Origin of the sequence: Lutibacter sp. B1, from assembly GCF_012524075.1 — a bacterium.
GTDB lineage: Bacteria > Bacteroidota > Bacteroidia > Flavobacteriales > Flavobacteriaceae > Lutibacter.
The window spans coordinates 329,515-354,989 of record NZ_JAAZUI010000001.1 but is presented as its reverse complement, the minus strand read 5'-3'; the positions used below and the strand labels follow the sequence as shown (position 1 = coordinate 354,989).

The 25,475-nt window shown below is 31.2% G+C and carries 22 protein-coding genes, 1 tRNA gene and 1 rRNA gene; 17 read left to right on the top strand and 7 right to left on the bottom strand.

Annotated features, from left to right (window positions below):
- The 4 genes from rrf to HGB55_RS01545 all read left to right on the top strand — a co-directional run.
- Positions 1–106, top strand: a 5S ribosomal RNA gene (gene rrf / locus HGB55_RS01560); the annotation flags it as partial.
- A 105-nt stretch (positions 107–211) separates the two neighbouring features.
- Entirely contained in the window at positions 212–640 is a 429-nt protein-coding gene (locus HGB55_RS01555) for a DUF6526 family protein (protein WP_168813967.1), read from the top strand.
- 93 nt (positions 641–733) lie between these two features.
- Positions 734–1,987, top strand: coding sequence for a Y-family DNA polymerase (locus HGB55_RS01550; protein WP_168813965.1), 1,254 nt, complete (start codon positions 734–736; stop codon positions 1,985–1,987).
- Positions 1,978–2,430 (top strand): LexA family transcriptional regulator, encoded by a 453-nt coding sequence (locus HGB55_RS01545; RefSeq protein ID WP_168813963.1) that lies wholly within the window; start codon positions 1,978–1,980, stop codon positions 2,428–2,430. The genes HGB55_RS01550 and HGB55_RS01545 overlap by 10 nt, the downstream gene beginning before the upstream one ends.
- 230 nt (positions 2,431–2,660) lie before the next feature.
- On the opposite strand, the gene HGB55_RS01540 is transcribed toward HGB55_RS01545, so the two are convergent.
- A complete protein-coding gene (locus tag HGB55_RS01540; protein ID WP_168813961.1) occupies positions 2,661–3,803 on the bottom strand; it encodes an acyl-CoA dehydrogenase in 1,143 nt (380 codons plus the stop codon).
- A 95-nt stretch (positions 3,804–3,898) separates the two neighbouring features.
- Here HGB55_RS01540 and HGB55_RS01535 point away from each other — a divergent pair, with 95 nt between their 5' ends.
- From HGB55_RS01535 to HGB55_RS01480, 12 genes are all read left to right on the top strand, one after another.
- Positions 3,899–4,972: an anhydro-N-acetylmuramic acid kinase gene (locus HGB55_RS01535; RefSeq protein ID WP_168813959.1), complete on the top strand. Its 1,074-nt coding sequence runs from the start codon at positions 3,899–3,901 to the stop codon at positions 4,970–4,972.
- A 211-nt stretch (positions 4,973–5,183) separates the two neighbouring features.
- Positions 5,184–6,551 carry a sodium:proton antiporter NhaD gene (gene nhaD / locus HGB55_RS01530; protein ID WP_168813957.1) on the top strand — a complete coding sequence of 456 codons (1,368 nt, stop codon included), beginning with the start codon at positions 5,184–5,186 and terminating at the stop codon, positions 6,549–6,551.
- Between the two features lie 118 nt (positions 6,552–6,669).
- Positions 6,670–7,362, top strand: a complete 693-nt coding sequence (locus tag HGB55_RS01525; protein WP_168813955.1) for a MotA/TolQ/ExbB proton channel family protein — start codon at positions 6,670–6,672, stop codon at positions 7,360–7,362.
- A 1-nt stretch (position 7,363) separates the two neighbouring features.
- Positions 7,364–7,756, top strand: a complete 393-nt coding sequence (locus HGB55_RS01520; protein WP_168813953.1) for a biopolymer transporter ExbD — start codon at positions 7,364–7,366, stop codon at positions 7,754–7,756.
- 63 nt (positions 7,757–7,819) lie between these two features.
- Complete coding sequence (locus HGB55_RS01515; RefSeq protein ID WP_247649167.1) at positions 7,820–8,620, top strand: energy transducer TonB; 801 nt, start codon at positions 7,820–7,822, stop codon at positions 8,618–8,620.
- A gap of 6 nt (positions 8,621–8,626) precedes the next feature.
- Positions 8,627–9,844: a folylpolyglutamate synthase/dihydrofolate synthase family protein gene (locus HGB55_RS01510; protein ID WP_168813949.1), complete on the top strand. Its 1,218-nt coding sequence runs from the start codon at positions 8,627–8,629 to the stop codon at positions 9,842–9,844.
- 147 nt (positions 9,845–9,991) lie between these two features.
- A tRNA-Val gene (locus tag HGB55_RS01505) sits at positions 9,992–10,069 on the top strand.
- A 156-nt stretch (positions 10,070–10,225) separates the two neighbouring features.
- On the top strand, positions 10,226–11,758 hold the full coding sequence (locus HGB55_RS01500; RefSeq protein WP_168813947.1) for a class I SAM-dependent DNA methyltransferase: 1,533 nt from the start codon (positions 10,226–10,228) through the stop codon (positions 11,756–11,758).
- On the top strand, positions 11,755–13,005 hold the full coding sequence (locus HGB55_RS01495; protein ID WP_168813945.1) for a restriction endonuclease subunit S: 1,251 nt from the start codon (positions 11,755–11,757) through the stop codon (positions 13,003–13,005). Before HGB55_RS01500 ends, HGB55_RS01495 begins: the two co-directional genes overlap by 4 nt.
- Before the next feature lie 108 nt (positions 13,006–13,113).
- Entirely contained in the window at positions 13,114–13,716 is a 603-nt protein-coding gene (locus HGB55_RS01490) for a SatD family protein (RefSeq protein ID WP_168813943.1), read from the top strand.
- Positions 13,710–14,444 (top strand): DUF3307 domain-containing protein, encoded by a 735-nt coding sequence (locus HGB55_RS01485; protein WP_168813941.1) that lies wholly within the window; start codon positions 13,710–13,712, stop codon positions 14,442–14,444. The genes HGB55_RS01490 and HGB55_RS01485 overlap by 7 nt, the downstream gene beginning before the upstream one ends.
- A gap of 6 nt (positions 14,445–14,450) precedes the next feature.
- Positions 14,451–17,615, top strand: a complete 3,165-nt coding sequence (locus tag HGB55_RS01480) for a type I restriction endonuclease subunit R (protein ID WP_168813939.1) — start codon at positions 14,451–14,453, stop codon at positions 17,613–17,615.
- A gap of 1 nt (position 17,616) precedes the next feature.
- On the opposite strand, the gene HGB55_RS01475 is transcribed toward HGB55_RS01480, so the two are convergent.
- From HGB55_RS01475 to HGB55_RS01470, 3 genes are read right to left on the bottom strand one after another with little or no spacing between them, the layout of a single operon-like run.
- Positions 17,617–18,045, bottom strand: coding sequence for a PIN domain-containing protein (locus tag HGB55_RS01475; protein WP_211047321.1), 429 nt, complete (start codon positions 18,043–18,045; stop codon positions 17,617–17,619).
- Positions 18,009–18,179, bottom strand: a complete 171-nt coding sequence (locus HGB55_RS15425; RefSeq protein ID WP_211047320.1) for a hypothetical protein — start codon at positions 18,177–18,179, stop codon at positions 18,009–18,011. Before HGB55_RS15425 ends, HGB55_RS01475 begins: the two co-directional genes overlap by 37 nt.
- Entirely contained in the window at positions 18,169–18,624 is a 456-nt protein-coding gene (locus HGB55_RS01470; protein ID WP_168813937.1) for a helix-turn-helix domain-containing protein, read from the bottom strand. The genes HGB55_RS15425 and HGB55_RS01470 overlap by 11 nt, the downstream gene beginning before the upstream one ends.
- A 221-nt stretch (positions 18,625–18,845) precedes the next feature.
- Between HGB55_RS01470 and HGB55_RS01465 the strand changes: the two genes are divergently transcribed.
- Positions 18,846–19,634: an alpha/beta hydrolase gene (locus HGB55_RS01465; RefSeq protein ID WP_168813935.1), complete on the top strand. Its 789-nt coding sequence runs from the start codon at positions 18,846–18,848 to the stop codon at positions 19,632–19,634.
- Between the two features lie 45 nt (positions 19,635–19,679).
- Here HGB55_RS01465 and HGB55_RS01460 read toward each other — a convergent pair whose 3' ends face one another.
- From HGB55_RS01460 to HGB55_RS01450, 3 genes are all read right to left on the bottom strand, one after another.
- Positions 19,680–20,372: a hypothetical protein gene (locus HGB55_RS01460; RefSeq protein WP_168813933.1), complete on the bottom strand. Its 693-nt coding sequence runs from the start codon at positions 20,370–20,372 to the stop codon at positions 19,680–19,682.
- Between the two features lie 2 nt (positions 20,373–20,374).
- Positions 20,375–23,674 carry an alpha-amylase family glycosyl hydrolase gene (locus HGB55_RS01455; protein ID WP_168813931.1) on the bottom strand — a complete coding sequence of 1,100 codons (3,300 nt, stop codon included), beginning with the start codon at positions 23,672–23,674 and terminating at the stop codon, positions 20,375–20,377.
- A gap of 121 nt (positions 23,675–23,795) precedes the next feature.
- Positions 23,796–25,466 carry a SusE domain-containing protein gene (locus HGB55_RS01450; RefSeq protein WP_168813929.1) on the bottom strand — a complete coding sequence of 557 codons (1,671 nt, stop codon included), beginning with the start codon at positions 25,464–25,466 and terminating at the stop codon, positions 23,796–23,798.
- Positions 25,467–25,475: the final 9 nt, after the last annotated feature.

Sequence of the window (25,475 nt, the reverse complement as noted above, 5' to 3'; positions counted from 1 at the left end):
GGTGGTTATAGCGATAGGGCTCACCTCTTCCCATACCGAACAGAGAAGTTAAGCCTATCAGCGCAGATGGTACTGCCATTGGTGGGAGAGTATGTCACCGCCTTGCTTTTGAAAACCCTTCAACATCACGTTGAAGGGTTTTTTGTTTATATTTTAATTTTTTGAAATACTTAGGTTATATTTACATATAACTATCTAAAATAATTAAATTATGAAACATCAAAATTATGCTAATCATAGTAAATTTGTGATTGGTTATCATGTTATAACTTTATTGGCTATTTTAGCTCTTCTTATTGGCTCAATAATTAATGTAGCAAACTCTTCAAAGGAAAGCTTATATTCAGCTTCTTTATTAGTATTGGTATCTTTTATACTATTATTTATGTTTTATTTTTTAAGAGCCTTTGCTTTAAAAGCTCAAGATAGAGCAATTAGAGCAGAAGAAAAGTTTAGATACTATATTTTGACAGGAAAACCTATGAGTAATAAGCTGACGATTAGGCAAATTATTGGTTTACGATTTTCTTCAGATGAAGAATTTCTTGTTTTAGTTGAAAGAGCTGAAAAAGAAAATCTTTCAGAAAAGGAAATTAAAAAAGCTGTAAAGAATTGGAAAGCTGATACCTATAGAGTATAGGTGCATTAGTAATATATTAATAAAATCCTCATATTTTTTATGAGGATTTTTATTCTATACATTTAACATCAAAAAACGTATTAATTTTATAGAATGTACGGTATTTTAGATTGTAATAGTTTTTATGCTTCGTGTGAACGAGTTTTTAAACCTTATTTAGTTGGAAAACCTATAGTGGTTTTATCTAATAATGATGGTTGTGTAATTGCGAGAAGTTTAGAAGCAAAACCTTTTATACCAATGGGTGCAGAAGCATATAAATATGAAAAAGTATTTAAAGAACATGCCATTGAGGTTTTTTCTTCGAATTATTCATTATATGGTGATTTAAGTACCAGAGTGATGTCTATTTTATCTAAATTTTCTTCAGATATTGAATTGTATTCGATTGATGAAGCATTTTTTAAGTTAGACGGAATTGATGAAAAGGAATTAGAAAAGTATGGTTTAAAAATTAAGGAAACTATTGAAAAATGGGTTGGAATTCCTGTAAGTATTGGAATTGCACCTACTAAATCACTTTCGAAAGTTGCCAATAAAATTGCTAAAAATTTTTCAAAAAAAACAAGCGGTGTTTATGTTATTTCTGATGAAAATAAACGCATAAAAGCATTAAAATATACTGAAATTGAGAATGTTTGGGGTATTGGTCGCAGTATTTCGAAGCAGCTTAAAAAATCACATATACATACAGCATATAATTTCACATTGTTAAGTGATGAATTTGTGCGCAGTAAATTTTCAGTAGTGGGTTTGCGTTTAAAAAAAGATTTATTGGGAGAGCCAATTATAGGTTTTGAAGCTATAAAAGATAAAAAACATATTGCTACTACACGAACTTTTGAATATGCTTTAAAAGAATATGAACCTATTAAAGAACGTATAGCAACTTTTGCCAATGCTTGTGCCGAAAAGTTGAGAAAACAACGTTCGGAATGTACGAGTTTGTATGTTTTTTTAAAAACCAGTAAATATGTTGATGTTAAAAGAAGTGTTGGAGTAGTGGTGCATTTGCCGTATGCAACCAATTCAAGTATTACCATTTGTAATTCGGCAATTAAAGGCATTGGGGAGTTATTTAGAAAAGGGTATAGTTATAAAAAAGCAGGTGTGATTGTTATGGGCTTAAAACCTGAAAGTCAGCATCAATTTTCGTTGTTTACTGATGAAAACCCGAAGCATAAATTGCTAATGAAAACAATTGATGCTTTAAATTTTAAATACAACGCTCCAAAAATAAAAATTGCCAATCAGGATTTAGATAAAACGTGGAAAATGAAACAAGAACATTTATCACCAAGATATACCACAGCTATAAATGAAATTATTGAAGTAAAATGCGAGTAAAAAAAATAAAAGAAGGAATTAAAAATATCACTTTTTATGTTCCGGAAAAGGTTCAGTTTATTGAAAGACCTATTGTGAATGAAGATATTTCTGCCGGATTTCCTTCTCCTGCGGAAGATTTTAAAGAAGTTCGTATTAGTTTAGATAAAGAATTAATTACCAATGAAGATGCTACGTTTTATGCGAGAGTACGTGGAAATTCTATGATTGACGCCAATATTGAAGATGGTGATTTGTTGGTGATTGATAGAAGTATTGAAACAAGAGATGGTAAAATTGCTGTATGTATGATTGATGGTGAATTTACCGTTAAAAGATTAAAAGTTGAAAAAGGCTGTGTGTATTTAATGCCTGAAAATAAAACCTATAAAGCAATTAAAGTTACTGAAGAAAATGAATTGATTGTTTGGGGAATTGTTACCTATGTTATTAAAAAGGTTTGATGCGTGAGCGGTTGAAGTGGTATCCTTTTTGGAAATAAGCATACGCGAAATTGCCAAAAAGATTTAACGAAAGGCGCGACGGCAATGTGAATTGCCGACACGCCCTAAATAGTTTAATTTGTCAAAATACTTCTTAAAAAAAGAATTTTAATCTCTTAAAACACTTCTCCGAGATCAAAACGGATAATTTTAATCTCTTAAAACACTTCTCGAGATTAAAACGGATAATTTTAATCTCTTAAAACACTTCTCGAGATTACAATTTTTTGAATTTCAGAAGTGCCTTCATAAATTTGAGTGATTTTAGCATCTCGCATTAGACGTTCTACATGGTATTCTTTTACAAAACCGTAACCTCCGTGAATTTGAACAGCTTCAACAGTAACGCTCATAGCGGTTTCGGCAGCGTATAATTTAGCCATTGCACCACTTAAATCGTAATTTTGATGTTGGTCCTTATCCCAAGCCGCTTTGATGCATAAATGGCGTGCAGCCTCGATTTGAGTTGCCATATCGGCCAATTTAAAAGCAATTGCTTGATGATTGCTGATTTCTGTACCAAAAGCTTTACGCTCTTTAGAATATTTAAGGGCTAACTCATAAGCGCCTGCGGCAATTCCTAAGGCTTGTGAAGCAATACCAATTCTACCGCCTGCTAAGGTTTTCATAGCGAACTTAAAGCCAAAACCATCTTCACCAATTCTATTTTCTTTTGGCACTTTAACATCAGTAAACATTAAAGAATGTGTGTCGGATCCACGGATACCTAATTTGTTTTCTTTTGGGCCAACAACAAAACCTTCCATTCCTTTTTCTACAATAAAAGCGTTGATACCTTTATGCCCTTTTTCTACATCAGTTTGTGCAATTATAAGGTAAACACTGGCATTATTACCGTTAGTAATCCAGTTTTTTGTTCCGTTTAGCAAGTAATAATCGCCTTTGTCAATAGCGGTTGTACGTTGTGAAGTAGCATCGGAACCTGCTTCAGGTTCACTTAAACAAAATGCGCCAATAATTTCGCCAGTTGCAAGTGGAACCAAGTATTTTTGTTTTTGTTCTTCAGTTCCAAAGGTTTCGAGCCCCCAGCAAACTAAAGAGTTATTTACTGACATAACTACTGATGCCGAAGCATCAATTTTAGAAATTTCTTCCATAGCTAATACGTAAGAAATGGTGTCTAATCCGCTTCCGCCGTACTTTGGGTCAACCATCATTCCTAAAAATCCTAGTTCTCCCATTTTTTTTATTTGCTCTGCCGGAAATTGTTGTTTTTCATCTCGTTCAATTACTCCGGGTAACAATTCGTTTTGAGCAAAATCACGAGCAGCATCGCGTATCATTAGTTGTTCTTCAGTTAAATTAAAATCCATAATTAAGGTTAAAAATAAAGTTAGGTTTTTTCAAATATAACCTTTTTTTAAGTATTTTTTTGTTAAATATGTAGTATGAAAAGTGGAATAAATCTATGATTGAAAAACAGTGTAATATTATAGGGTTAATGTCCGGTACTTCGTTAGATGGTGTGGATATTGTTTATACTCAAATTTTTAATAACGATGAAATTTATAATTTTAAAATAGTACAAACAGAAACTATTCCATACTCAAAATTATGGGAAGAAAAATTAAGGAGTGCATTTACCTCATCTAAAGAAAGTATTTTAAAACTGCATATTGAATATGGAAACTACTTAGGAGAATTAGTTAACGAGTTTGTTGATAAATACACTATTTCTGATATAGATTTTATAGCATCACACGGACATACTATTTTTCATAAACCAAATGAAGGATACACACTACAAATTGGCGATGGACAAACCATAAGTAATACAACGGGGCTAAAAGTTATATGCGATTTTAGAACCCAAGATGTTGAATTAGGAGGACAAGGAGCTCCTCTTGTGCCTATTGGAGATAAATTGCTTTTTTCTGAATATACGTATTGTTTAAATTTAGGAGGTTTTGCCAATATTTCTTTTGAAAAAAATAAGGAGAGAATAGCTTTTGATATTTGTCCGGTAAATATTGTATTAAATTTTTATGCGAATCAGTTAGGGGTAAAATTTGATGAAGGAGGAAATTTGGCTAAAAAAGGTAAAGTAGATGAAAATTTACTGAATAAATTGAATAACATAGCTTTTTATAAAGATGCTAAACCAAAATCGTTAGGTTTAGAATTTGTTAAAAGTTCAATATTTCCTTTAATAGATGATGCAAAAATTACTGTAGAAGATATTTTAAGAACATTTGTAGCTCATATTGTAACTCAAATAAGTTTGTGTTTGGATAACAACATTAAATCGAAAATATTGGTTACCGGAGGTGGTACTTTTAATACTTTTTTAATGGAAGAACTAAAACGTTACAGTAAAAATGAAATTGTGATACCGGATAGTGAAATTATAAACTATAAAGAGGCTTTGATTTTTGCTCTTTTAGGACTGTTACGTTCTGAAAATCAAGTGAATTGCTTGCGTAGTGTTACTGGAGCATTAAATGATCATAGTTCAGGAAAAATCTTTACTAAAAGCCATTAAGTTTTAACAATATTTGTTAAGTTTGATAAAATTTAAATGATAATAATTAAAGCCTTAAATATCTCATCTAATAGAAAGATTTATTTTTAATTGATAAGAAGAAATTAACATAATTGATTCTTATTAAAAGGATATTATTGTAAATAATTTAAACAAAATAAAAGAAACTTTTAAATAATAATATGATAAACAATTAATTAAACTTTAAAACATGGAAACAGTCATTATAATAATATTTATTTTAGGATATTTAGCAATAACCTTAGAACATAATTTAAAAGTAGATAAGCTAATTCCTGCTTTAGGAATGATGGCAATTTTATGGGCTTTGGTAGCTTTTGGTATTGATAATTTTTCAAATTGGTTTGATTCTGCAGGACATAAATTAATCGAAGGATTTTCAAGTTTTGCAAACGAAGAAAAACATCATTTACTTGAAGAAACGTTATTGCATCATTTAGGTAAAACAGCTGAAATTCTATTTTTCTTACTGGGTGCTATGACCATAGTTGAAATGATAGATTATTTTGACGGTTTTTCAACATTTAAAAAATTCATAAAAACAAAAAGTAAAAAGAAATTATTATGGATTTTTGCTTTTTTAGCATTTATTCTTTCTGCTATAATAGATAATTTAACAGCCACAATAGTTTTAATTACCATTCTTCAAAAAATTATAGATGATAAGTCTACGCGTTTATGGTTTGCAAGTTTAATTATAATTGCAGCTAATGCCGGTGGAGCATGGTCTCCAATAGGTGATGTTACAACTACAATGTTGTGGATTGGTAAAAAAGTAACTTCAGCTAAATTAATAGAATATTTAATTATACCATCTTTGGTTTGTGTTGTAGTTCCGGTTTTTATAGCATCATTTATGAAACCTTTTCAAGGAAATATAGAAAAAATTGAAACAGATGATAATTCTGAACCTACAAATAAATACAGTCAAATAATGTTGTATTTAGGATTAGGAGGAATAATTTTTGTGCCTATTTTTAAAACTATAACACATTTACCACCGTATGTAGGGATGATGTTATCTTTAGCAGTTGTAGGTGTTTTTGCGGAAATTTTCAGTAGATCAAAATTTACAATGTCAAGTGTTCAACAAGATTCAGAACACAATCATGTAGGCTCTCATAGCCCTGTTCATAGCTCTTTAGCCAGAATTGAAATGTCGAGTGTATTATTTTTCTTCGGTATTTTAATGGCGGTAGCCGCTTTAGAATCTTTAGGAATGTTGTTTTTAGGAGCCGAGCACTTAAAAGTTATTATACCAAATACAGATGTAGTAATAATGTTATTAGGAGTAGGATCTGCAATAGTTGATAACGTACCTTTAGTTGCCGCAAGTATGGGAATGTTCCAAGAACCAATTGATAGTCATTTATGGCATTTTGTAGCTTATGCTGCCGGAACAGGAGGAAGTATGTTAATTATTGGATCAGCAGCCGGAGTAGTTGCAATGGGAATGGAAAAAATTAATTTCTTTTGGTATTTTAAAAAAATTTCGTGGTTAGCAGCTCTTGGCTTTGTAGCGGGAGCAATTGCTTTTATGTTTATCAGAAATTTTTAATCATATTTTTAGCTAATTTTACCCGAGAGCAATCTCGGGTTTTTTTATTTAAAAAGTTTATGAGTTACAATTTTAAATATTAAAATTCGTTAAATAACAATAAATAAAACAGTACTATATGCTTTTAACAGTTTTACAAAATTCAAGTGAAATTTTAACTGAAACCATTTCTGAAGAAAAAAAACTATCTGTATATAAATTAATAATGGATGGTGGTTTAGGAGGACAAATAATTATAGCAATACTTTTAATACTATTAATTGTTGCATTATATATTTATTTTGAACGTTTTTTTGCAATAAAGTCTGCTTCTAAAACCGATAGTAATTTTATGAATCAAATTAGAGATCATGTTACACACGGTAAATTAGATGCCGCTAAAGTTTTATGTGCTCAGGTAAAATCTCCGGCATCACGTTTAATTGAAAAAGGAATTTCAAGAATAGGTAAACCTTTAGAAGATATTCATACTGCAATTGAAAATGCCGGACGTTTAGAAATTTATAAATTGGAAAAAAATGTGAGTGTGTTGGCAACTATTGCAGGTGCCGCACCTATGATTGGGTTTTTAGGAACGGTAATAGGTATGATTATTGCTATTCATGAAATTTCTAATGCAGGAGGACAAATTGATATAAAAATGCTGTCTGACGGACTTTATACAGCTATGACAACTACTGTGGCAGGATTGATAGTAGGTATAATTTCGTATATTCAATACAATCATTTAGTAGCTAAAACTGATAAAGTTGTATACGAAATGGAAGCAAAATCTGTTGAGTTTTTAGATTTATTAAACGAGCCTATTTAATATGAATATTAGAGGTAGAAATAAAATAAACCCGAATTTTAACATGTCGTCTATGACCGACATTGTTTTTTTATTGCTCATCTTTTTTATGATAACATCTACTTTAGTTACCACAAGTGCATTAGATATTTTGTTACCTAAAGCAAGTGGTAAAACCGAAAACAAAAAATCGGTAGCTGTTAGTATAACAAAAAATTTAACATATTATATTGATAGTGAAAAAGTTGATGAAGCCAGCTTGGAACAAAATTTATTAAGTTTGCTATCTGCAAAAGAGAGTCCAACCATTGTTTTAAGAGCTGAAGAAGGAGTGCCTATTGAAAAAGCAGTTAAAATAATGGATATTGCAAATAGAAATAGATATAAAGTAATTTTAGCCGTTAGACCTAAATAATTTAAATTGAGTTTTTTAGACACAAAACATAAAAGAAAATCAGCACTATTAACAACACTAATAATGATTTTGTTAATAGTTTCACTTTTTTTTGTTGGATTGAAGTATATAGATCCACCGGAAGAATATGGTATTGCGGTTAATTTTGGTACATCTGATGTTGGAAGCGGAAATATTCAACCAACCGAGCCACTAAAATCAATTTCCGAAGAAATAGTTGAGCAAGAGCAACAAGAGGCACAAGAGGAACAAGTACAAGAAGCTATTACAGAAACATCACCCACTACTTCTAAAGAAGTGCTCACACAAAATACAGAAGATGCTTTAGTTATAAAAAAACAAAATGAAGCTAAAAAAAAGGCTGAGGAAGAAGCTAAATTAGAGAAAGAGCGCAAAGAAGCCATTGCTAAACAAAAAGCTGAAGAAGAAGCTAAAAAGAAAAACTTGGATGCTTTAATAGGAGGAATTAAAGATGCTAATGGAAAAGCTACAGGAGGAGAAGGAAATGATAATGCAGCAGGAGATAAAGGTAAAATTACAGGAGATCCAAATGCAAGTGGTTATTACGGTAGTGGAGGCAGTGGTTCGGGTGGAGATTATCAATTAGGGAACAGAAAACCTTTAAGCAGGCCAAAACCTGATTATATTTGTAACGAAGAAGGTTTAGTAATTGTTAGTATAGAAGTGGATGTTAATGGAAAAGTAATTAAAGCTACACCAGGAGTTAAAGGTTCTACAAATACAGCATCTTGTTTGTTAACTCAGGCAAAAGAAGCAGCTTTAAAAACAAAATGGGAGCCCGACGCTAAAGCACCTTCAAAACAAGTTGGAATTATTAAATACAGGTTTTCACTTTCACAATAATTTTTAATGAATTATAACGAGACCCTCAATTGGATGTTTTCGCAATTGCCAATGTATCAAAGGCAAGGAAAAACAGCTTTTAAAAAAGATTTGACAAACAGTTTAGCATTGTCTAAACATTTAAATTACCCTGAAAAAAAATTTAAAACCATTCATGTAGCCGGTACAAATGGTAAAGGATCTACCAGCCATATGATGGCTTCAATTTTACAAGAAGCAGGTTATAAAGTTGGTTTATACACTTCACCTCATTTAAAAGATTTTAGAGAGCGTATAAAAATTAATGGAAAGGTTATTAAAAAAATTGAGGTTATTAATTTTTTGAAAAAGAACATCTTATTTTTTAGTCAAAATAAACTTTCTTTTTTTGAAATGACTGTTGGTTTGGCTTTTGATTGTTTTGCAAAACAACATGTTGATATTGCCGTAGTAGAAGTTGGATTAGGAGGGCGATTAGATTCTACCAATATTATAACTCCGGAAGTTTCTGTAATTACCAATATTGGTTTTGATCACACTCAGTTTTTAGGCGAAACATTACCAGAGATAGCCTTTGAAAAAGCAGGAATAATAAAAAAAAATGTACCTGTTGTTATTGGCGAATATCAAGAAGAAATATTTCCGTTATTTCAAAACATAGCCAACCAAAATAATTCAAAACTATATTTAGCCGAGAAAAACAGTATTACAAATTTTGAAACCGATTTAAAAGGAAGCTATCAAATAAAAAATATAAAAACAGTTGTACAAACCATAAAAGTATTAGTTGATAAGGGCTTTATTATATCAGATAAAAATACAAGAGATGGTCTTTTAAATGTTGTGCAGAACACTAATCTTTTAGGAAGATGGCAAATACTTAAAAATGAGCCAAAAGTAATTTGTGATACCGGACATAATAAAGAGGGTTTACAATATGTTTTAGATCAACTTCAAAAAGAAGAATTTAAAAACTTACACATTGTTTTTGGTGTTGTTAACGATAAAAAGTTAGATAATATTCTTCCTTTATTTCCAAAAAATGCTATTTATTATTTTTGTAAACCTGATATTCCCAGAGGTTTAGAGGTTGTTGCATTACAGAAAGAGTGTTCTAAATTTCAGCTTAAAGGAAAAGGCTATAAATCAGTTCAAAGTGCATACAAATCTGCATTAGATAAAGCCACTAAAAATGACTTGATTTTTATTGGAGGAAGTACTTTTGTAGTTGCTGAAGTTATTTAACATACTTTTAAAAAGATATTTTAAAAAATATGTTCACCTATACTATTGATTAATATTTAATTAAATACTAAAATTCTAAAAAGATGATTTTTTTTGCAAAAAAGCTTTGTATAATATAAAAACTCGTTATATATTTGCATCCGCTTAGGGCAATTAGCTCAGTTGGTTCAGAGCACCTCGTTTACACCGAGGGGGTCGGGGGTTCGAATCCCTCATTGCCCACCAAAGTAAATCCTACTAGAAATAGTAGGATTTTTTTTATGCCTTATTTTTTTCCAAAAGTCAAGTTACCGGGTTTTTTAAGTTAAAAAATGGAGATTATTCAAATCTTTCTTACATTTATCCTATAAAAAAATTGCCCAACTAATTTAACCCTATTCAATGGCTAAAAAAACAAACGGAGGAACATTTGAACAACAACTGTTTAAAGCAGCTGATAAATTACGTAAAAATATTGATGCAGCAGAATACAAATACGTAGTATTAGGCTTGGTTTTTATAAAATACATATCAGAAAGTTTTGATGAGCTTTATCACAAATTAGAAGCAGACGAGTGGAGTGATCCGGAAGACAGAGATGAGTATTTGGCTGAAAATGTGTTTTTTGTACCGCCAACTGCGCGTTGGTATCACTTGCATAACAATGCAAAATTACCAATCATAGGGCAACTTATTGACCAGGCAATGGAAGCCATAGAAAAGGAAAATCAGGAGTTAAAAAATGTATTGCCCAAAGTATATGGAAAAGCCAATTTAGATAAAGCATCTTTAGGGCAGTTGATAGATTTAATTTCAAATACCGAATTACAAGCAGAAAACGAAAAATCAAAAGACCTTTTTGGTAGAGTGTACGAATATTTTTTAGGTGAATTTGCCAATGCCGAAGGCAAAAAAGGAGGTCAATTTTACACACCAAAAGCCATTGTAAAATTAATGGTAGAAATGATAGAACCTTACAAAGGGCGTGTGTACGATCCGGCTTGTGGCAGTGGAGGTATGTTTGTAATGAGCGAAAAATTTGTAACCGAACACCAAGGAAATATTAATGACATAACCATTTACGGACAAGAAAGCAACCAAACAACGTGGAAACTCTCTAAAATGAACTTGGCAATACGCAATGTAAACTCACAATTTGTAAGTTGGAATACCGAAGGCTCCTTTTTAAAAGATGCACATCCTGATTTAAAAGCAGACTATATTTTAGCCAATCCGCCATTTAACCAAAGCGAATGGGGAATAGATATTTTACAAGACGATGCACGTTGGAAATACGGTATACCGCCAAGTGGCAATGCCAATTTTGGTTGGATACAGCATATGTTGTACCATTTAGCACCAACAGGAGTAATGGCAACCGTATTAGCCAATGGCTCGTTAAGTTCTAATACCTCCGGTGAAGGAACCATTCGTAAAAATTTGGTAGAACAAGATTTGGTAGAGTGTATAGTAGCCTTACCAAAACAACTGTTTTACAATACAGGCATACCGGCTTGTATTTGGTTTTTAAGAAGAGACGTAAGTGTGAGCAGCAGAGAAATTTTATTTATTGATGCTTCTGAAATGGGTTATATGAAAGACAGAACCCACAGAGATTTAGCAGAAGAAGACATACAATTAATAGCAGATACCTACCACAGTTGGAGAAACGTTATTGCGAGTGAAACGAAGCAATCTGTTTATAAAAACATTAAAGGCTTTTGCAAAGCGGCAAAAAAAGAAGAAATTATAAAACACAACTACGTACTAACACCCGGACGTTATGTAGGCATACCGGACGAAGAAGATGACGGCATACCATTTGAAACCAAAATGGCAGATTTAACAACTGTTTTAAAAGAACAAATGGCTAAAGAAGAAGCCTTAAATAAAGAAATTAAACAGCAGCTTGCTAAAATTGGATTTGAGTTATGAATGATTGGAAAGAAACAACTTTAGTTGGATATATTGAACTGTTAAATGGGTATGCGTTTAAATCAAATGACTTCGTTTTAAGTAAATTAAATGACAATTATTTACCAATTATTAAAATTAAAAATGTTGCCAATGGTGATGTAAATTTTAATGATGTTGTGTATCATAAGATTGAGCCAAATCTTGAGAAATATATTTTAGGAAAAGATGATATTTTAATTGCTTTAACAGGAAATCATCCGTTTGCTAAGACGCAAGTTGTAGGAGGTGTTTCTAGATTTAAAATGAATGAAAAAGCCTTTTTAAATCAACGTGTAGGAAAAATATATTCGCAAAATATTAATAAATTAGATGAAAATTATATTTACTATTTTTTTAATTGGAAGAATACAAAGTTTTATTTAGGTAACCAATCAAGTGGTAGCGCAAGTCAAGCAAATATTTCAAAAAATGATGTATTAAATACTCCAATACATCTCCCACCACTTTCGGAACAAAAAGCCATCGCCAATGTTTTAACTTCTTTTGACAACAAAATAGAGTTATTGCAACAACAAAACCAAACTTTAGAAACCATTGCACAAACTATTTTTGCAGCGTGGTTTGGTAAATATCAATTGAATGATGAGTTGCCAAAGGGTTGGCGAGTCGATAGTTTAGAAAATATTTCAGAAGAAATAACTAGAGGTTTTACAACAAAATACGTTGATAAAAGTAATTTAATTAACTTAAATCAGAAAGTGAATAAAGGCAAATATTTAGAAAAACAACATTTTAAATATTACAGTAATGAAACAGAGGTGCCTACAAATAAATTTATAAAAAAATATGATCTTTTACTTAACTCACTAGGAGAAGGAACTTTGGGGAGAGTTCATCTTTATTGCGAGCAAACATCAAATGTTGTGGCTGATCAGCATATCACAATTTTAAGATTTAAGAAAGCATTAGCATTTTATGTATATCAGGTTCTTATATCTAAAAAGGGGAATTTTAGACTTATGAATGAAATATCTGGAACTACAGGAATGCTTATGTTAAATATAGGAAAAGTTAGATTGTTTAAAATAATAGTTCCAGATGATTATATGCTGAAAAAATATTTAGGTCTAGTTATACCTTTATTTGAAAAGTTAGAAATTAACAACGCACAAATCCAATCTTTAACCAAAACCAGAGATACTTTATTACCCAAATTAATGAGCGGTGCATTGAGAGTTTCCGAAGTAAAAACAAGTACCAATTAAACTATAAAAAATAGTTAGTTGCTAATTATCAGATATATTAAATTATATGCAAATTAGCAGATATTTTTAATTATACGCAAAAAAGCGTATATTTGATAAAAAAACAGAATGAAGGCAATAATAACCGGCGATATTATAAATTCAAGAAGTGAAGATGTTACTTTGTGGATGCCTACGTTAAAAGAACAACTAAACGCCATAGGTACAACGCCAAAACATTGGGAAATATATAGGGGAGACAGCTTTCAGTTACAAGTACCGCCACAAAAAGCACTTGTTACTGCATTTAAAATTAAAGCTGCCGTAAAACAGTTTAAACAATTAGATGTTAGAATGGCAATAGGTATTGGCAAGGTAACGTATCAAGCAAAAAAAATAACAGAATCTAATGGTGAAGCGTTTATAAATTCAGGCGGATGTTTTGAAGACTTAAAAAAGCAAACATTGGCAATTAAATCGCCTTGGCAAGAGTTTGATACTGCCATAAATTTAATGTTAGAAATTATGGGAATTACAATTAACAGTTGGTCTCAAAATTCGGCACTGTTAATTAAAGAAATTTTAGAAAATCCTAACAGCACTCAAAAAGAATTGGCACAGTTGCTGCATAAAAGCCAAAGCAACATTAGCGCAGGTTTAAAAAGAGCCGGTTATGATGAAATTCAAAAAATAATACATTACTATACCAACCAAATAAACGCGTTATGTTAGTACTTAGTTTAAAACTTGTATTGGCTCATATTGTTGGAGATTTTTTACTTCAACCGGATAGTTGGATAAAAGATAAGGAAGAAAAAAAGATAAAATCTCACTATTTATATTGGCATTTATTGGTGCATTTTTTGGCGTTGTTGGTAGTGCTTCAATTTAATTTTAAGTATATAGCGGGTGTTTTAGTAATTGTTCTCAGTCATTTTTGTATTGATGTTGTTAAATTATATCTTAACAATAAGTTTTTTAAAACAGCGCTATTTTTTATTGATCAGCTACTGCATTTTTTAGTAATTACAGCGGTTGTTTATTTTTATAAACCTTTTACAATACAGTTTTCAAAGGTTTTTGAACCCACAACTATTTTAACAATTATTGTAATTTTAGTGCTTACAAAAGTTACGTCAATAGTAATGAAAGTAATTATTTCAAAATGGAATCCTGAAAATGAAGATGTAAATTCACAAAATACTTCAAAATCTTTAAACAATGCGGGCAGTTATATTGGTATGTTAGAGCGTTTATTCATTTTCGGATTTATTTTAGCCAATCAATGGTCCGGCATTGGGTTTTTATTAGCCGCAAAATCAGTTTTTAGATTTGGAGATCTTTCAAAAGCAATGGACCGAAAATTAACCGAATATATTTTAATAGGAACACTTTTAAGTTTTGGGTTAGCAATACTTATAACAAAAGGGTACCAATATGTATATAAAATAGTAGGATAAATTACAATGAACGAAAATACCATAGAGCGCGCTTTTATAAACCAATTAATTGCTAAAAAGTACACGTATTTTTACGGACCTGATATTGCGCCATACAGCAACAATTCACAACGCGAAAGTTTTGAAAGTGTTATTTTAGAAAAGCAATTTAAAAAAGCATTACAAAGGCTAAATCCATCTTTGCCGGAAAGTGCTTTAACTGAAGCTTACCAAAAAGTAATTAATTTAGGTACGCAAGATGTGATGGAAAATAACGAACGTTTTCACACCCTACTTACCAATGGTGTTACTGTTGAATATACTCAAAATGGCGTTACCAAAGGTATTAAGGTACAATTAATAGATTTTGAAAATGAAACTGAAAATGAGTTTTGGGTAGTTAATCAACTAATTATTAAAGAAAATAATAATGAAAAACGATTGGATGTTGTTATTTATGTAAACGGTTTGCCGTTGGTGTTGGTAGAACTTAAAAATGCTACTGATGAAAAAGCAACTGTTTACAAAGCTTATCAACAAATTCAAAACTATAAAAAAGCAGTTCCAAGTATCTTTTATTACAATGCGTTATGTGTTATTTCTGACGGAATAGATGCCAAAGTTTCCAGTTTATCGGCACCATTTACACGATTTTTAACATGGAAAGCACCAAAAGAAAGCAATCAAATTTCTATAAATAACATACAATTAGCTGCTGAATCACCTTTAGAGTACGGCAATACCGAATTGCAAAATGTAACCGAGTTTATGCTTCAAAAAGAAGTGTTGTTAAATTTAATAAGGTATTGTACAGTTTTTGAATCTGAAGAAAAAAAAGATGAAAATACCGGATTGGTTTCTATTTTAAAAGTTAAAAAAGTTGCCGCATACCATCAATATTATGCTGTACAAAAAGCGGTACAACAAACTATAAGAGCAACAAATACCGAAGATGGAAACCGAAAAGTTGGAGTTGTTTGGCATACACAAGGCAGCGGAAAATCATTATCAATGGTTTTTTACAGTGGGCAAATTATTACGCATCCGCAAATGAAAAATCCGACCATTGTTATTTTAACAGATAGAAATGATTTAGACGATCAATTGTTCGGAACTTTTGGAAATTGTGTTGGTTTATTGCGGCAAACTCCGGTGCAGGCAACAAGCAGAACGCATTTAAAAGAACTGCTAAAAGTATCAGGCGGAGGTGTTATTTTTACAACCATTCAAAAATTTAGTCCGGAAGAAGGCAATGTGTATGATACACTGTCAAAAAGAACAAATATTGTAGTAGTTGCAGATGAAGCGCACCGAAGTCAATATGGTTTTAAAGGGCGTATTGTTGAATTAGAAGAAGGATCTGAAATTAGGTATGGCAATGCTAAATATTTGCGTGATGCGTTAACAAATGCATCTTATATTGGTTTTACAGGAACGCCCATTGAAAAAGAAGATAAATCTACACCGGCAGTTTTTGGAAATTATATTGATGTGTATGATATTAAACAAGCTGTAGATGATGGCGCAACAGTACCTATCAGTTATGAATCTCGTTTGGTAAAAATTAAATTAGATGCTACAGTTAGTGCTAACATTGATACTTTAATTAATGAAATTTCTGGAGCAACTGAAGAGCAATTAGAAAAATCCAAACAAAAAAATGCGCAAATAAATGCCATTGTTGGGCATCCTGACAGGTTACAAGATATAGCAAAAGATATTGTAGCTCATTTTGAAGCGCGTCAGCAATTTTTTGAAGGTAAAGCAATGATAGTGTGTATGACTCGCCAAATATGCGTTGATTTATTTGCTCAAATTACTAAGCTGAAACCACAATGGCAAAACAATGATTTAGCTAAAGGAACTATCAAAGTAATTATGACAAGTACTTCCGATGATCCGGAAAGTTTTCAACCGCATCATACTACAAAGCAACAGCGTAAAGAATTAGCTATTAGAATGAAAGATCCTAATGATGGTTTAAAATTAGTAATTGTTCGTGATATGTGGTTAACAGGATTTGATGCACCAAGTATGCATACAATGTATGTAGATAAAAAAATGCAAGGTGCAAATTTAATGCAGGCAATAGCACGTGTAAACCGCGTTTATAAAGACAAACCTGGAGGATTAATTGTAGATTATATTGGAATAGGACAGGAGTTGCGCAGTGCAATGGCAACGTATTTACAAAGTGGAGGTGAAGGAAAAGCATTTGTTGATATTAAAGAAGCCATTGCAAAAATGAAAGAAAAATTTGAAATTGTTGAGCAAATGTTTAACGGTTTTAATTTTAACGATTATTTTAAAGTTGAAACAAATCAAAAATTGCAAATATTGTTAGCTGCTCAAAATTTTATATTGGCAGATGAAAAATTAAAAGAACGATTTTTAAAGGAAGTAACAGTATTGTCTAAATTATTTGCAATGTCTGTTCCAAGTGTTGAAGCAGATTTTATTAAAGATGAAGTAGCATTTTTTCAGGCAGTAAAAGCTCGTATAAGCAAATTTTCAAGCACAGGCGTAAAATCTGATTTTGAAGTTGACACCGCCATTAAACAAATTGTTGATGACGCTCTAAGCAGCGATGGTGTTATTGATGTATTTCAAGCCGCAGGTATTAAAACGCCTTCGGTTAGTATTTTATCAGATGAATTTTTGTTGGAAGTAAAAAATATGCAGCAAAAAAATGTAGCTTTTGAATTGCTTAAAAAATTGCTGAGTGATGACGTACGAGTTCGGAAAACTAAAAATATTTCACAAGCTAAAAAGTTTTCTGAAATGATTGAAAGTGCAGTAAAAAAATATCATAACAATCAAATAGACTCTGCACAGGTATTGGAAGAATTATCATCAATAGCACGTGAAATGCGTTTGGAAGATCACAAAGCCGAAGAGTTAAACTTAACTTCAGAAGAATACGCATTTTACAGTGTGTTAAATCAAAATGATTCTACCAAATTTTTAGATGATGATAAAATGAAAGAATTAATTCACGTAATTGTAGATGTAATTCGTAAAAATGCTACGGTAGATTGGAGTAAAAGAAGTGATGTAAGAGCTAAATTACGTGTAATTGTACGTAAAATATTAATGCGCTATGGCTATCCACCGGATTTGGCGCGTTTAGAAGCTGATAAGGTTTTAGAGCAAAGTGAGTTATTGGCTGATGAGTTGACGAAGGGTTCTTAATTTACAGTAGAGAGTGCAAGTAATCAGCAGAGTTTTTTACCCCATTTTTTCTTAAGTTATCTAAAACTTGGTACTCATCTAAATTTGGGTTTCTTCTATTTAAAACTAATTCACGAAATGCCTTAATTGCTTTTTCATTGTTTAAATCTATAATGTCAGCAATAAAATCATCTGCAGATTTGATTGAAATGCCAAATTGTGACAAATATTTTTGTGGAAAATCTTTTAAATTATTTGTAACTATTACGTTAGCATTTGTTTTGATTGCAGCAGCTAATACGTGCTTATCATCTTTATCAGGTAATTTTAAATTTGGTATTAAATTTGCGTAATTTTCAACCATTGCATCCGGAAAAGCTAAATTAGCTTTGTTAGACCTTTTCTTAGCTTCATCTATAATAATTCCTTTTCTGATATTACATTTTCCCATTCATCAAAAATATGTTTACTCCATTTTGGTGTAAATAAATCGTAGTGAGCAAACCAAAATAAGATATCTCTTATTTCTATTGGGTAAATGGTGTTTGTATCTAAAACACCTATAAATTTAACGCTATGAATCATACAAGCCTAGTTCTTCATCAGATTTCATTATTTCTATTAAATGATTTTTCTGATTTTGTTTGATTTTATTTTTATATTCTTTTATGTCATCAAATTTTATCCTTCGATGTCTTCCTATTTTAGTGAATGATATTTTGCCTTCTTCAAGTAATTTTACGAGATGTGGTCTTGAACATCCTAAAAAATCAGAAGCTGCTTGTGTTGTCATTTCAGTAGCAATTGGAATAATTGAAATAGGTTTTCCTTGACTTGTAATTTCTAATATTTGTGCTAATAATTTAAGAGCCCTTAGTGGTATTACAATTTTTTCCGAAGTTTCTTCAATTTCAATTTCAGGATTTTCTGAATGCAAACCTTCCAGAGTTGCAGCAAGTGTTCTGTAAGATTTCATAGCTGTAATTTGTTCCTCTTTTGAAGGTTTCTTTATTAATTCTAAATTTTCCATTTTTTTTAATTAGGTACAACAGTTTATATCACAAACATAAACGAAATAAACGAAATAAACAAAACAAACGAAATTAAAAAAATGAATTTAACAAATAATTATCTTTTTAAAATATAAGAAGTATTATAAACTTAGTTTCTGTATCAGTCAATTAGTCATTTTTTATTTCAACTACTTTTCTCTTTTATATTTTTGGTATATTTAATGTAAAAATTAGTATTATGCGTTATTTAATTTTATTTTTTAGCTTAACGTTATTTGCCTGTAATAATTCAACTGAAAAAAAAGAAATTAAACAAGTAAATAAAGCAATTGTAAATGAGCAGGAATTGCCAAATATTTACATTGTTAAAACAATTATTTACTCTAAAGACAGTTTGCCTATTTCAGCTGATATATACGAAGTAAATAATAAGAAACCAACAATACTTTTATGTCATCAAGCCGGATTTAGCAGAGGTGAATATAAAAACACGGCTCTAAAATTAATGGATTTAGGCTTTTCTAGTATTGCAATTGATCAACGGTCAGGGAAAGAGGTTAATGGTGTAATAAATGAAACTGCTGTAGCTGCGGAAAAGAAAAATTTGCCAAGAAATTATTTAGATGCCAAACAGGATATTGAAGCTGCTATTGATTATATGTATGAAATGAATGGAAATCAGCCAATTATTTTAGTCGGAAGTTCTTATTCTGCCACTTTAGCATTATTAATAGCTACAGAATCTGAAAAGATAAAAGCTGTGGCTGCTTTTAGTCCCGGAGAATATTTTAAAGGTATTGATATTAAAAATTCAATTAAAAGTATAACGAAACCTATTTTTGTTACCTCATCTCAAAAAGAATCTGTTGCTTTAGAAGAATTAATTTCTTTAATAGATTCAAAATATGTAACTCAATTTAAACCAAGTGTAGAAGGTATTCATGGTTCAAAAGCCTTATGGGATTCTACTGCTGGAAATGAAGATTATTGGAATGTGTTTAAAGATTTCTTACAAAAAAATGGGTAAAAAATATTTTTTACCCATTTTTTCAATTTTAAGAAAAAGAAAGAATTAATCGGTTTTAAAGTTCCAAACTTGACCAATAGTTTGTCCTCCATTAGTATCTTTAACAACTACTTTCCAATAATAATTAGTTGATGCTTCCAAATTAACATCAAGAGTAGTTGCCGTTTGGTTTTCTGATGCTATAGTAACAGGATCTTCATCTGTGCCAAAATAAACATCAAAAGTTAAAGTATCATTATCAACATCACTGGCAGTCCATTCTAAGGTAGTACTTGTTTCTTGTACAACACTATTCAAATCCGGGCTTACAAGTGCCGGGCTAAATGGTAAATGATTTATTTCACCTTCACCTTCGGTATATAATTGAAAAGTTGAAGAATAATCACTGGAATCTTTACTGTCTTTTGCTTTCACACGCCAGTAATAGGCAACACCTTTTTCTAAGGTTATATTTTTTGATGTTGCTGACTGTGTAAAAGTATGAGCTATATTTGAAAATTGATTGTCGGTCGCAACTTGTATTTCATAAGTTATAGCATCTCCATCACTATCTGTTGAAGCATTCCATTGAAAATTAACAACATTGTCTATACATAACGAATTATTTATAGGATCAACCAATGTTGGTTTAGTTGGTGCATGGTTAACAGGAGTAGGAGTAGGAGGATTATCTCCGCCACCACCGCCGCATGACCAAAGCACTGAACTTAATATTGTTATAAATAAAAACTTTTTCATTATTATTGTTTTATTATTTTTAGGGTTGTAGGATTATCTAAATTAATTTTTGCAATATACAAACCTAAAGGTTTATTTTCAATATTTAAATAAACTTTACCATAAATTACAGGATAAGTTTTTGATGAAATTAATTGTGAATGTATATTATAAATATCGATTTTTACTTCTTGTTTAGTTGTAGGTATTGAAATTTCAAAAGCGCCGCTTGTTGGGTTTGGAAAAACAGCCAACGAATTATTGAATAACTCTATTTTGTTAGCATAAACGCCTTCACAACTTACAGCAGTTTTAACTTCAATTACATCACCGTGTTTAGTATCAACATCAAATGATTGAGAAAATGTTTGAAAAAGTTGTTTTCCATTTACAAAAACCTGATAAGGAGCAGTTCCTTGTTCTATTTCAATAGAAGTTTTACCCGATTTTGTGCTTGATGATTTTCCTGAAATAATAGTACCTTCAGCTATTTCTACAATATAACATTGTTCATATCCTTTTTCCGGAATTGAGATACATAATTCATAAGAACCCGGAGCTAAAGCCTCAATTGTTTTTGAGCTTGTAAAATTATAGTCAGCACCGTTTATTGAAGCAACGTAATTATATGAAGCATCAGCAGAAATTATAATTTGTCCGTTATTTTTATCAGGACAAGTTTCACTTACAACTTCAATAGTAAAATTATCGGATGACAATGTAAATAAAGGACATCCTGTACTATTTACTGTTTCTCCTTCTGGTGTGTTAGGGCATAAATCTTCAGTATCAACAACACCATCGTTATCACTATCGTCGGAAGATGTTCCTCCTCTAGGATCTAAAAGTTTAACTGTTGAATACAATTTATACTCTCCCGGATTTAAAGTTATTGATGTTGAAGTGCTTGTAATATTTTTTTCTTCACCTGTAAAATATTCGTACCAAGTACCAGTTTGTGTAAATTGAGGACTAATAGTTTTACTTGTTACATCAAAATTTCCAACTAAAACAACATCCATGTCGGTATGTTCTAATGTTATAGATTTTGTTAAGCCGCTAACATTTAAAGTAAAATCCGTTGAATTGAAAACAGGTTGTTGTTTTTTGAATTCTATTAAAGTAGACCATGTATTATAAATTTGTTTTCGGTTTACATTATCAACATAATCCCATTTAATTGGTTTTCTTCCAACACGATCATTATAATCAATACTGTAATCATACCCCAATTCTCCAAATTGCCAAATCATTTTTGGTCCAGGAATGGTGAAAAAGAACATTCCGGCTAATTCTTGGCGAGATAAAGCAGTATTTAAATCGGTAACATTATAATCACCACTGCTATTGCCATATTGTAAGTTTTTATACATCAAGCGTTCTTCATCATGACTTTCCATATAACCTACAACATTAGGGTTATTCCAACCACGTTCTTTGTATGAAATCCAAGAAATATTAGTGCTGTCATTATTATTTTCCTCTGGCCACCCCATGGTATTTTCATTATAACTATGGTTCATGTTTCCCCAGAGCATAATTCCATAATTAGCCAATTCTGTTTCTTCCGAATTTTCTGATAAATGTTCAAATATTACGTAAGGTTTATTTGAAGGATTTTGATTCCAAACATGATCGGCATAATTTTTTAAGATAGAAATTCTTGTTGCATCATAAGCACTTGCCCAGTTATCAGCTCCATAATATAAGGTATTAGAAAATCCTTTGGTAAAGTCGAATCTAAATCCGTCTACATTATATTCAGTCATCCAATAAGATAATACATCATTAAAAAATGAAGTTGTGTAAGATGATTCGTGGTTTAAGTCGTAACCCCAATGTGCACTTGTATTATCAACTAAATTATGATCTTGATTGTACCATGGATTATCAGCAGCAGGTTTGTTAAGTGCACTGTTCCAATACATTTGAAGTAAAGGAGATTGCCCATAAGAATGGTTAAAAACCACATCGGCTAAAACAGCAATTCCACGTTCGTGGCAAGCATCAACAAATTTTTTAAAATCGTTTTTTGTTCCGTAAGCTTTGTCTAAAGCCATATATAGTGCAGGATTATATCCCCAACTGTCATTACCTTCAAACTCATTTATTGGCATTAGCTCTATAGCATTTACACCTAATGTTGCCAAATAATCTAAATGAGTTAAGGCTTCATTGTAGGAGTCACTTTCTGTAAAATCTCTTACATGTAATTCGTATATTATTAAATTATCTTGAGCCGGTCTTACAAAATCGGTAATGTTCCAAGTGTAAGTTTCGTTATTTATTTTAAAAGTTGAAACATAGCCTGTTGTTAAATTTTCAGGATATGCCTTTAAATTTGGGTATGTTGTGTTTGAAATGTATTGATCATTCCAAGGATCTAGTATTTTTTCAGAATAAGGATCGGCAACTTTAATGTTATAATCAATTAAATACTGATAAGCATATTCAGTATTTGCATCTAAATTATTTAAAGTGATCCAAAAATATTCACCGTCTTTATACATTTGGTAAGTATCATCAATTTCCCAATTATTGAAATCGCCAATTAAAAAAACGTCTGTTTTATTTGGTGCTAATAGTACAAAAGTAGCTGTACCATCACCATTATTATTGAAACCATTAGTTACATTTAAAGGTAAAGTTTGATTTTGTGTTGGAGTTTTTACATAAACTGAAATTTCGGTTTCTTTGGTTTCAGTAGTAGAAGTAGCAACAGCTTTTAAAGTATAAGTACCTGAAGCTGTAAATGTATAGTTAGCAGTTATAGTATTTGTTGCTGAAGCAGTTTGTTGTGAAACATTGTCCACAAAAAGCTCCAAATCAGCATTTATTGAAGTTTCTGCAGTGATAGTAATTGTTTCGTTAAGGTTGTAAACACTATTGTTTGCAGGTTGGGTAAATGTTATATTTAAACCAGCTTCATAAATTGGAATAAATAAATCGCTTGTTTGTGTATTTCCATCTGTAGATCTAAAAACGAAGTTTAATCCAGTAATAGTTTCAGTTGAAGCAACATTATAAAAAGAATAAACATTAGGTGTAATAAGTAATTCATATTGATTTCCTGAAATATGAGTTAACTTTGGTTGTGTAGTATTATCTCCCCAAGATTCTATAACATATTTCCATGTTTCACCATTAACAGTTAGTCCTGTATGTGCATATACATCTCCGCTGTATCCGTCTAAATCTGTTCCTGTAGCATCAAAATAAATGGTAATTTCATCATTTGCAGTAGGAACAGTGGGGGAAGTAGTAACCTGAGAATAGCTAAGGTTAAAAACTAAAAAGAATAATATGAGTAGTAGTTTTTTCATCTTTTATAAGTTAATCAAAATTAAAATAAATCCGAATATTTCGGATTTATTTTAACATTAATATTAGAAATTAAAGGCTGCTCATTTTGAACAGCCTTTTTGTTTAATTAATAATTTATTATTAATTAATAGAATAAGTTCCTGTGGCAAGATTTAACATCACTCTGTAATCTCCTGCAGTAACAACTATATTATCGCCTCCATTATCTAATGTGCCATCAGCACCAGTATCTCCATAATTAGTGTCCCAAGCACTGTTTACTCTGAACTTAATTTCACCATCTAAAAGTGTTACAATTTCACCAACCCAAATATCTGGGTTAACTTCTGTAAGCGTGAAATCTGGAGTTTCTCCCCAATTATTATATCCAGACCCTACAATACCCAATAAATCATCTGGTTCTATGGTGTACGTGTTACTATTGAAGTCTAAAGTTACTGTGTAATAACCTTCCGTAACGACAATATTGTCGCCTCCATCTTCTAAAGTACCATCAGCACCAGTATCACCATAATTAATATCCCAAGCATTATTTTGTCTGAATTTAATTTCACCATCTACTAAATGTACACCAGCTTTAAAAGTATCTGTTGTATAATCGTAGTAAAATTTGGCGTCTGGAGTTTCTCCCCAATTATTATATCCAGAACCTACAATTCCCCAAGAAAAAGGTTCTATAGTATAAGTACTGTCGTTTAAATTCATAGTAATTTTATAAGTTCCGGCAGTTACCATAATATTATCTCCTCCATCTTCTAAAGTGCCATCTGCACCAGTATCACCTAAATTATGATCCCATGCATTATCTTCTCTAAATTTAATTTCACCATCTACTAAAGTTGCATAAGCCACATAAACATTTAATTGAGAGGTGGTATAAAATGGAGCATCTGCATAAGCTCCCCAATTATTATATCCTGACCCCACAACACCCCAAGTGGTTGGTAGTGGTCCTATAACTTCCTCTAATGTTATTGTTTTATCTATAGTATTTAAAGTTAAATCCCAAGTGCCTTCACCACCTGTAAACATAAAGTTCATTGCATCGTCATTTGCATTTTCTAATAAAGAATCTATGGTATAGCCTTTGGAAGCAAAATAGTCATAGTTATAACTAATATTTGAATCTGTAGGTACAGCAAAAAATCTGAATGTGCCAGAGGTTAATTTAACTCGGGTTGCGAACACACCATCTGTATTTATTAAAGTTGTGTTTTCACTTAAAGCTTCACCTCCAATTAATAATTCTTGACTCATACCATTGTAAAAGGCATTAGATGAAATGGTTATGGGTTGTGAGTATGCTTTTGCTATGGAAGCTCCTAAAACACTTTCTACTCTAACTTCAAAATTATTTACCTCATCAAAACTTATAGATAAACTAGATCCTATGGCGGTTAAATTTGTTTTTATTTTGTTGAAAGCGTCATTTAATTCTCCATAAGTTAAGGAACGTGATAATTCTGATGTGCCATCTTGAGCTAAAGGAATTGTTACGGCAGATTCAAAATCATTACCTGTAACATCCATTTGTAAGTAATACATAATATTACCATCGTTATCACCTGAAGCAGCTGTCCATGAAAAAGTGACAGCCTCTTCAGCTTCGTTTCCTTGTACGGCATCAGTTGTTTGTATAATTTCGAATGTACTAACATCAGGAGTATTTAATTCAGATGCAATTAATTCAGCTTCAGATTCTTCTAAAGTATTAATAGATACATCATCTGGAGAACAAGCTCCAAAGCTAACACTCATTATTACAATTAGTATATAAATTAATTTTTTCATATTATTCTA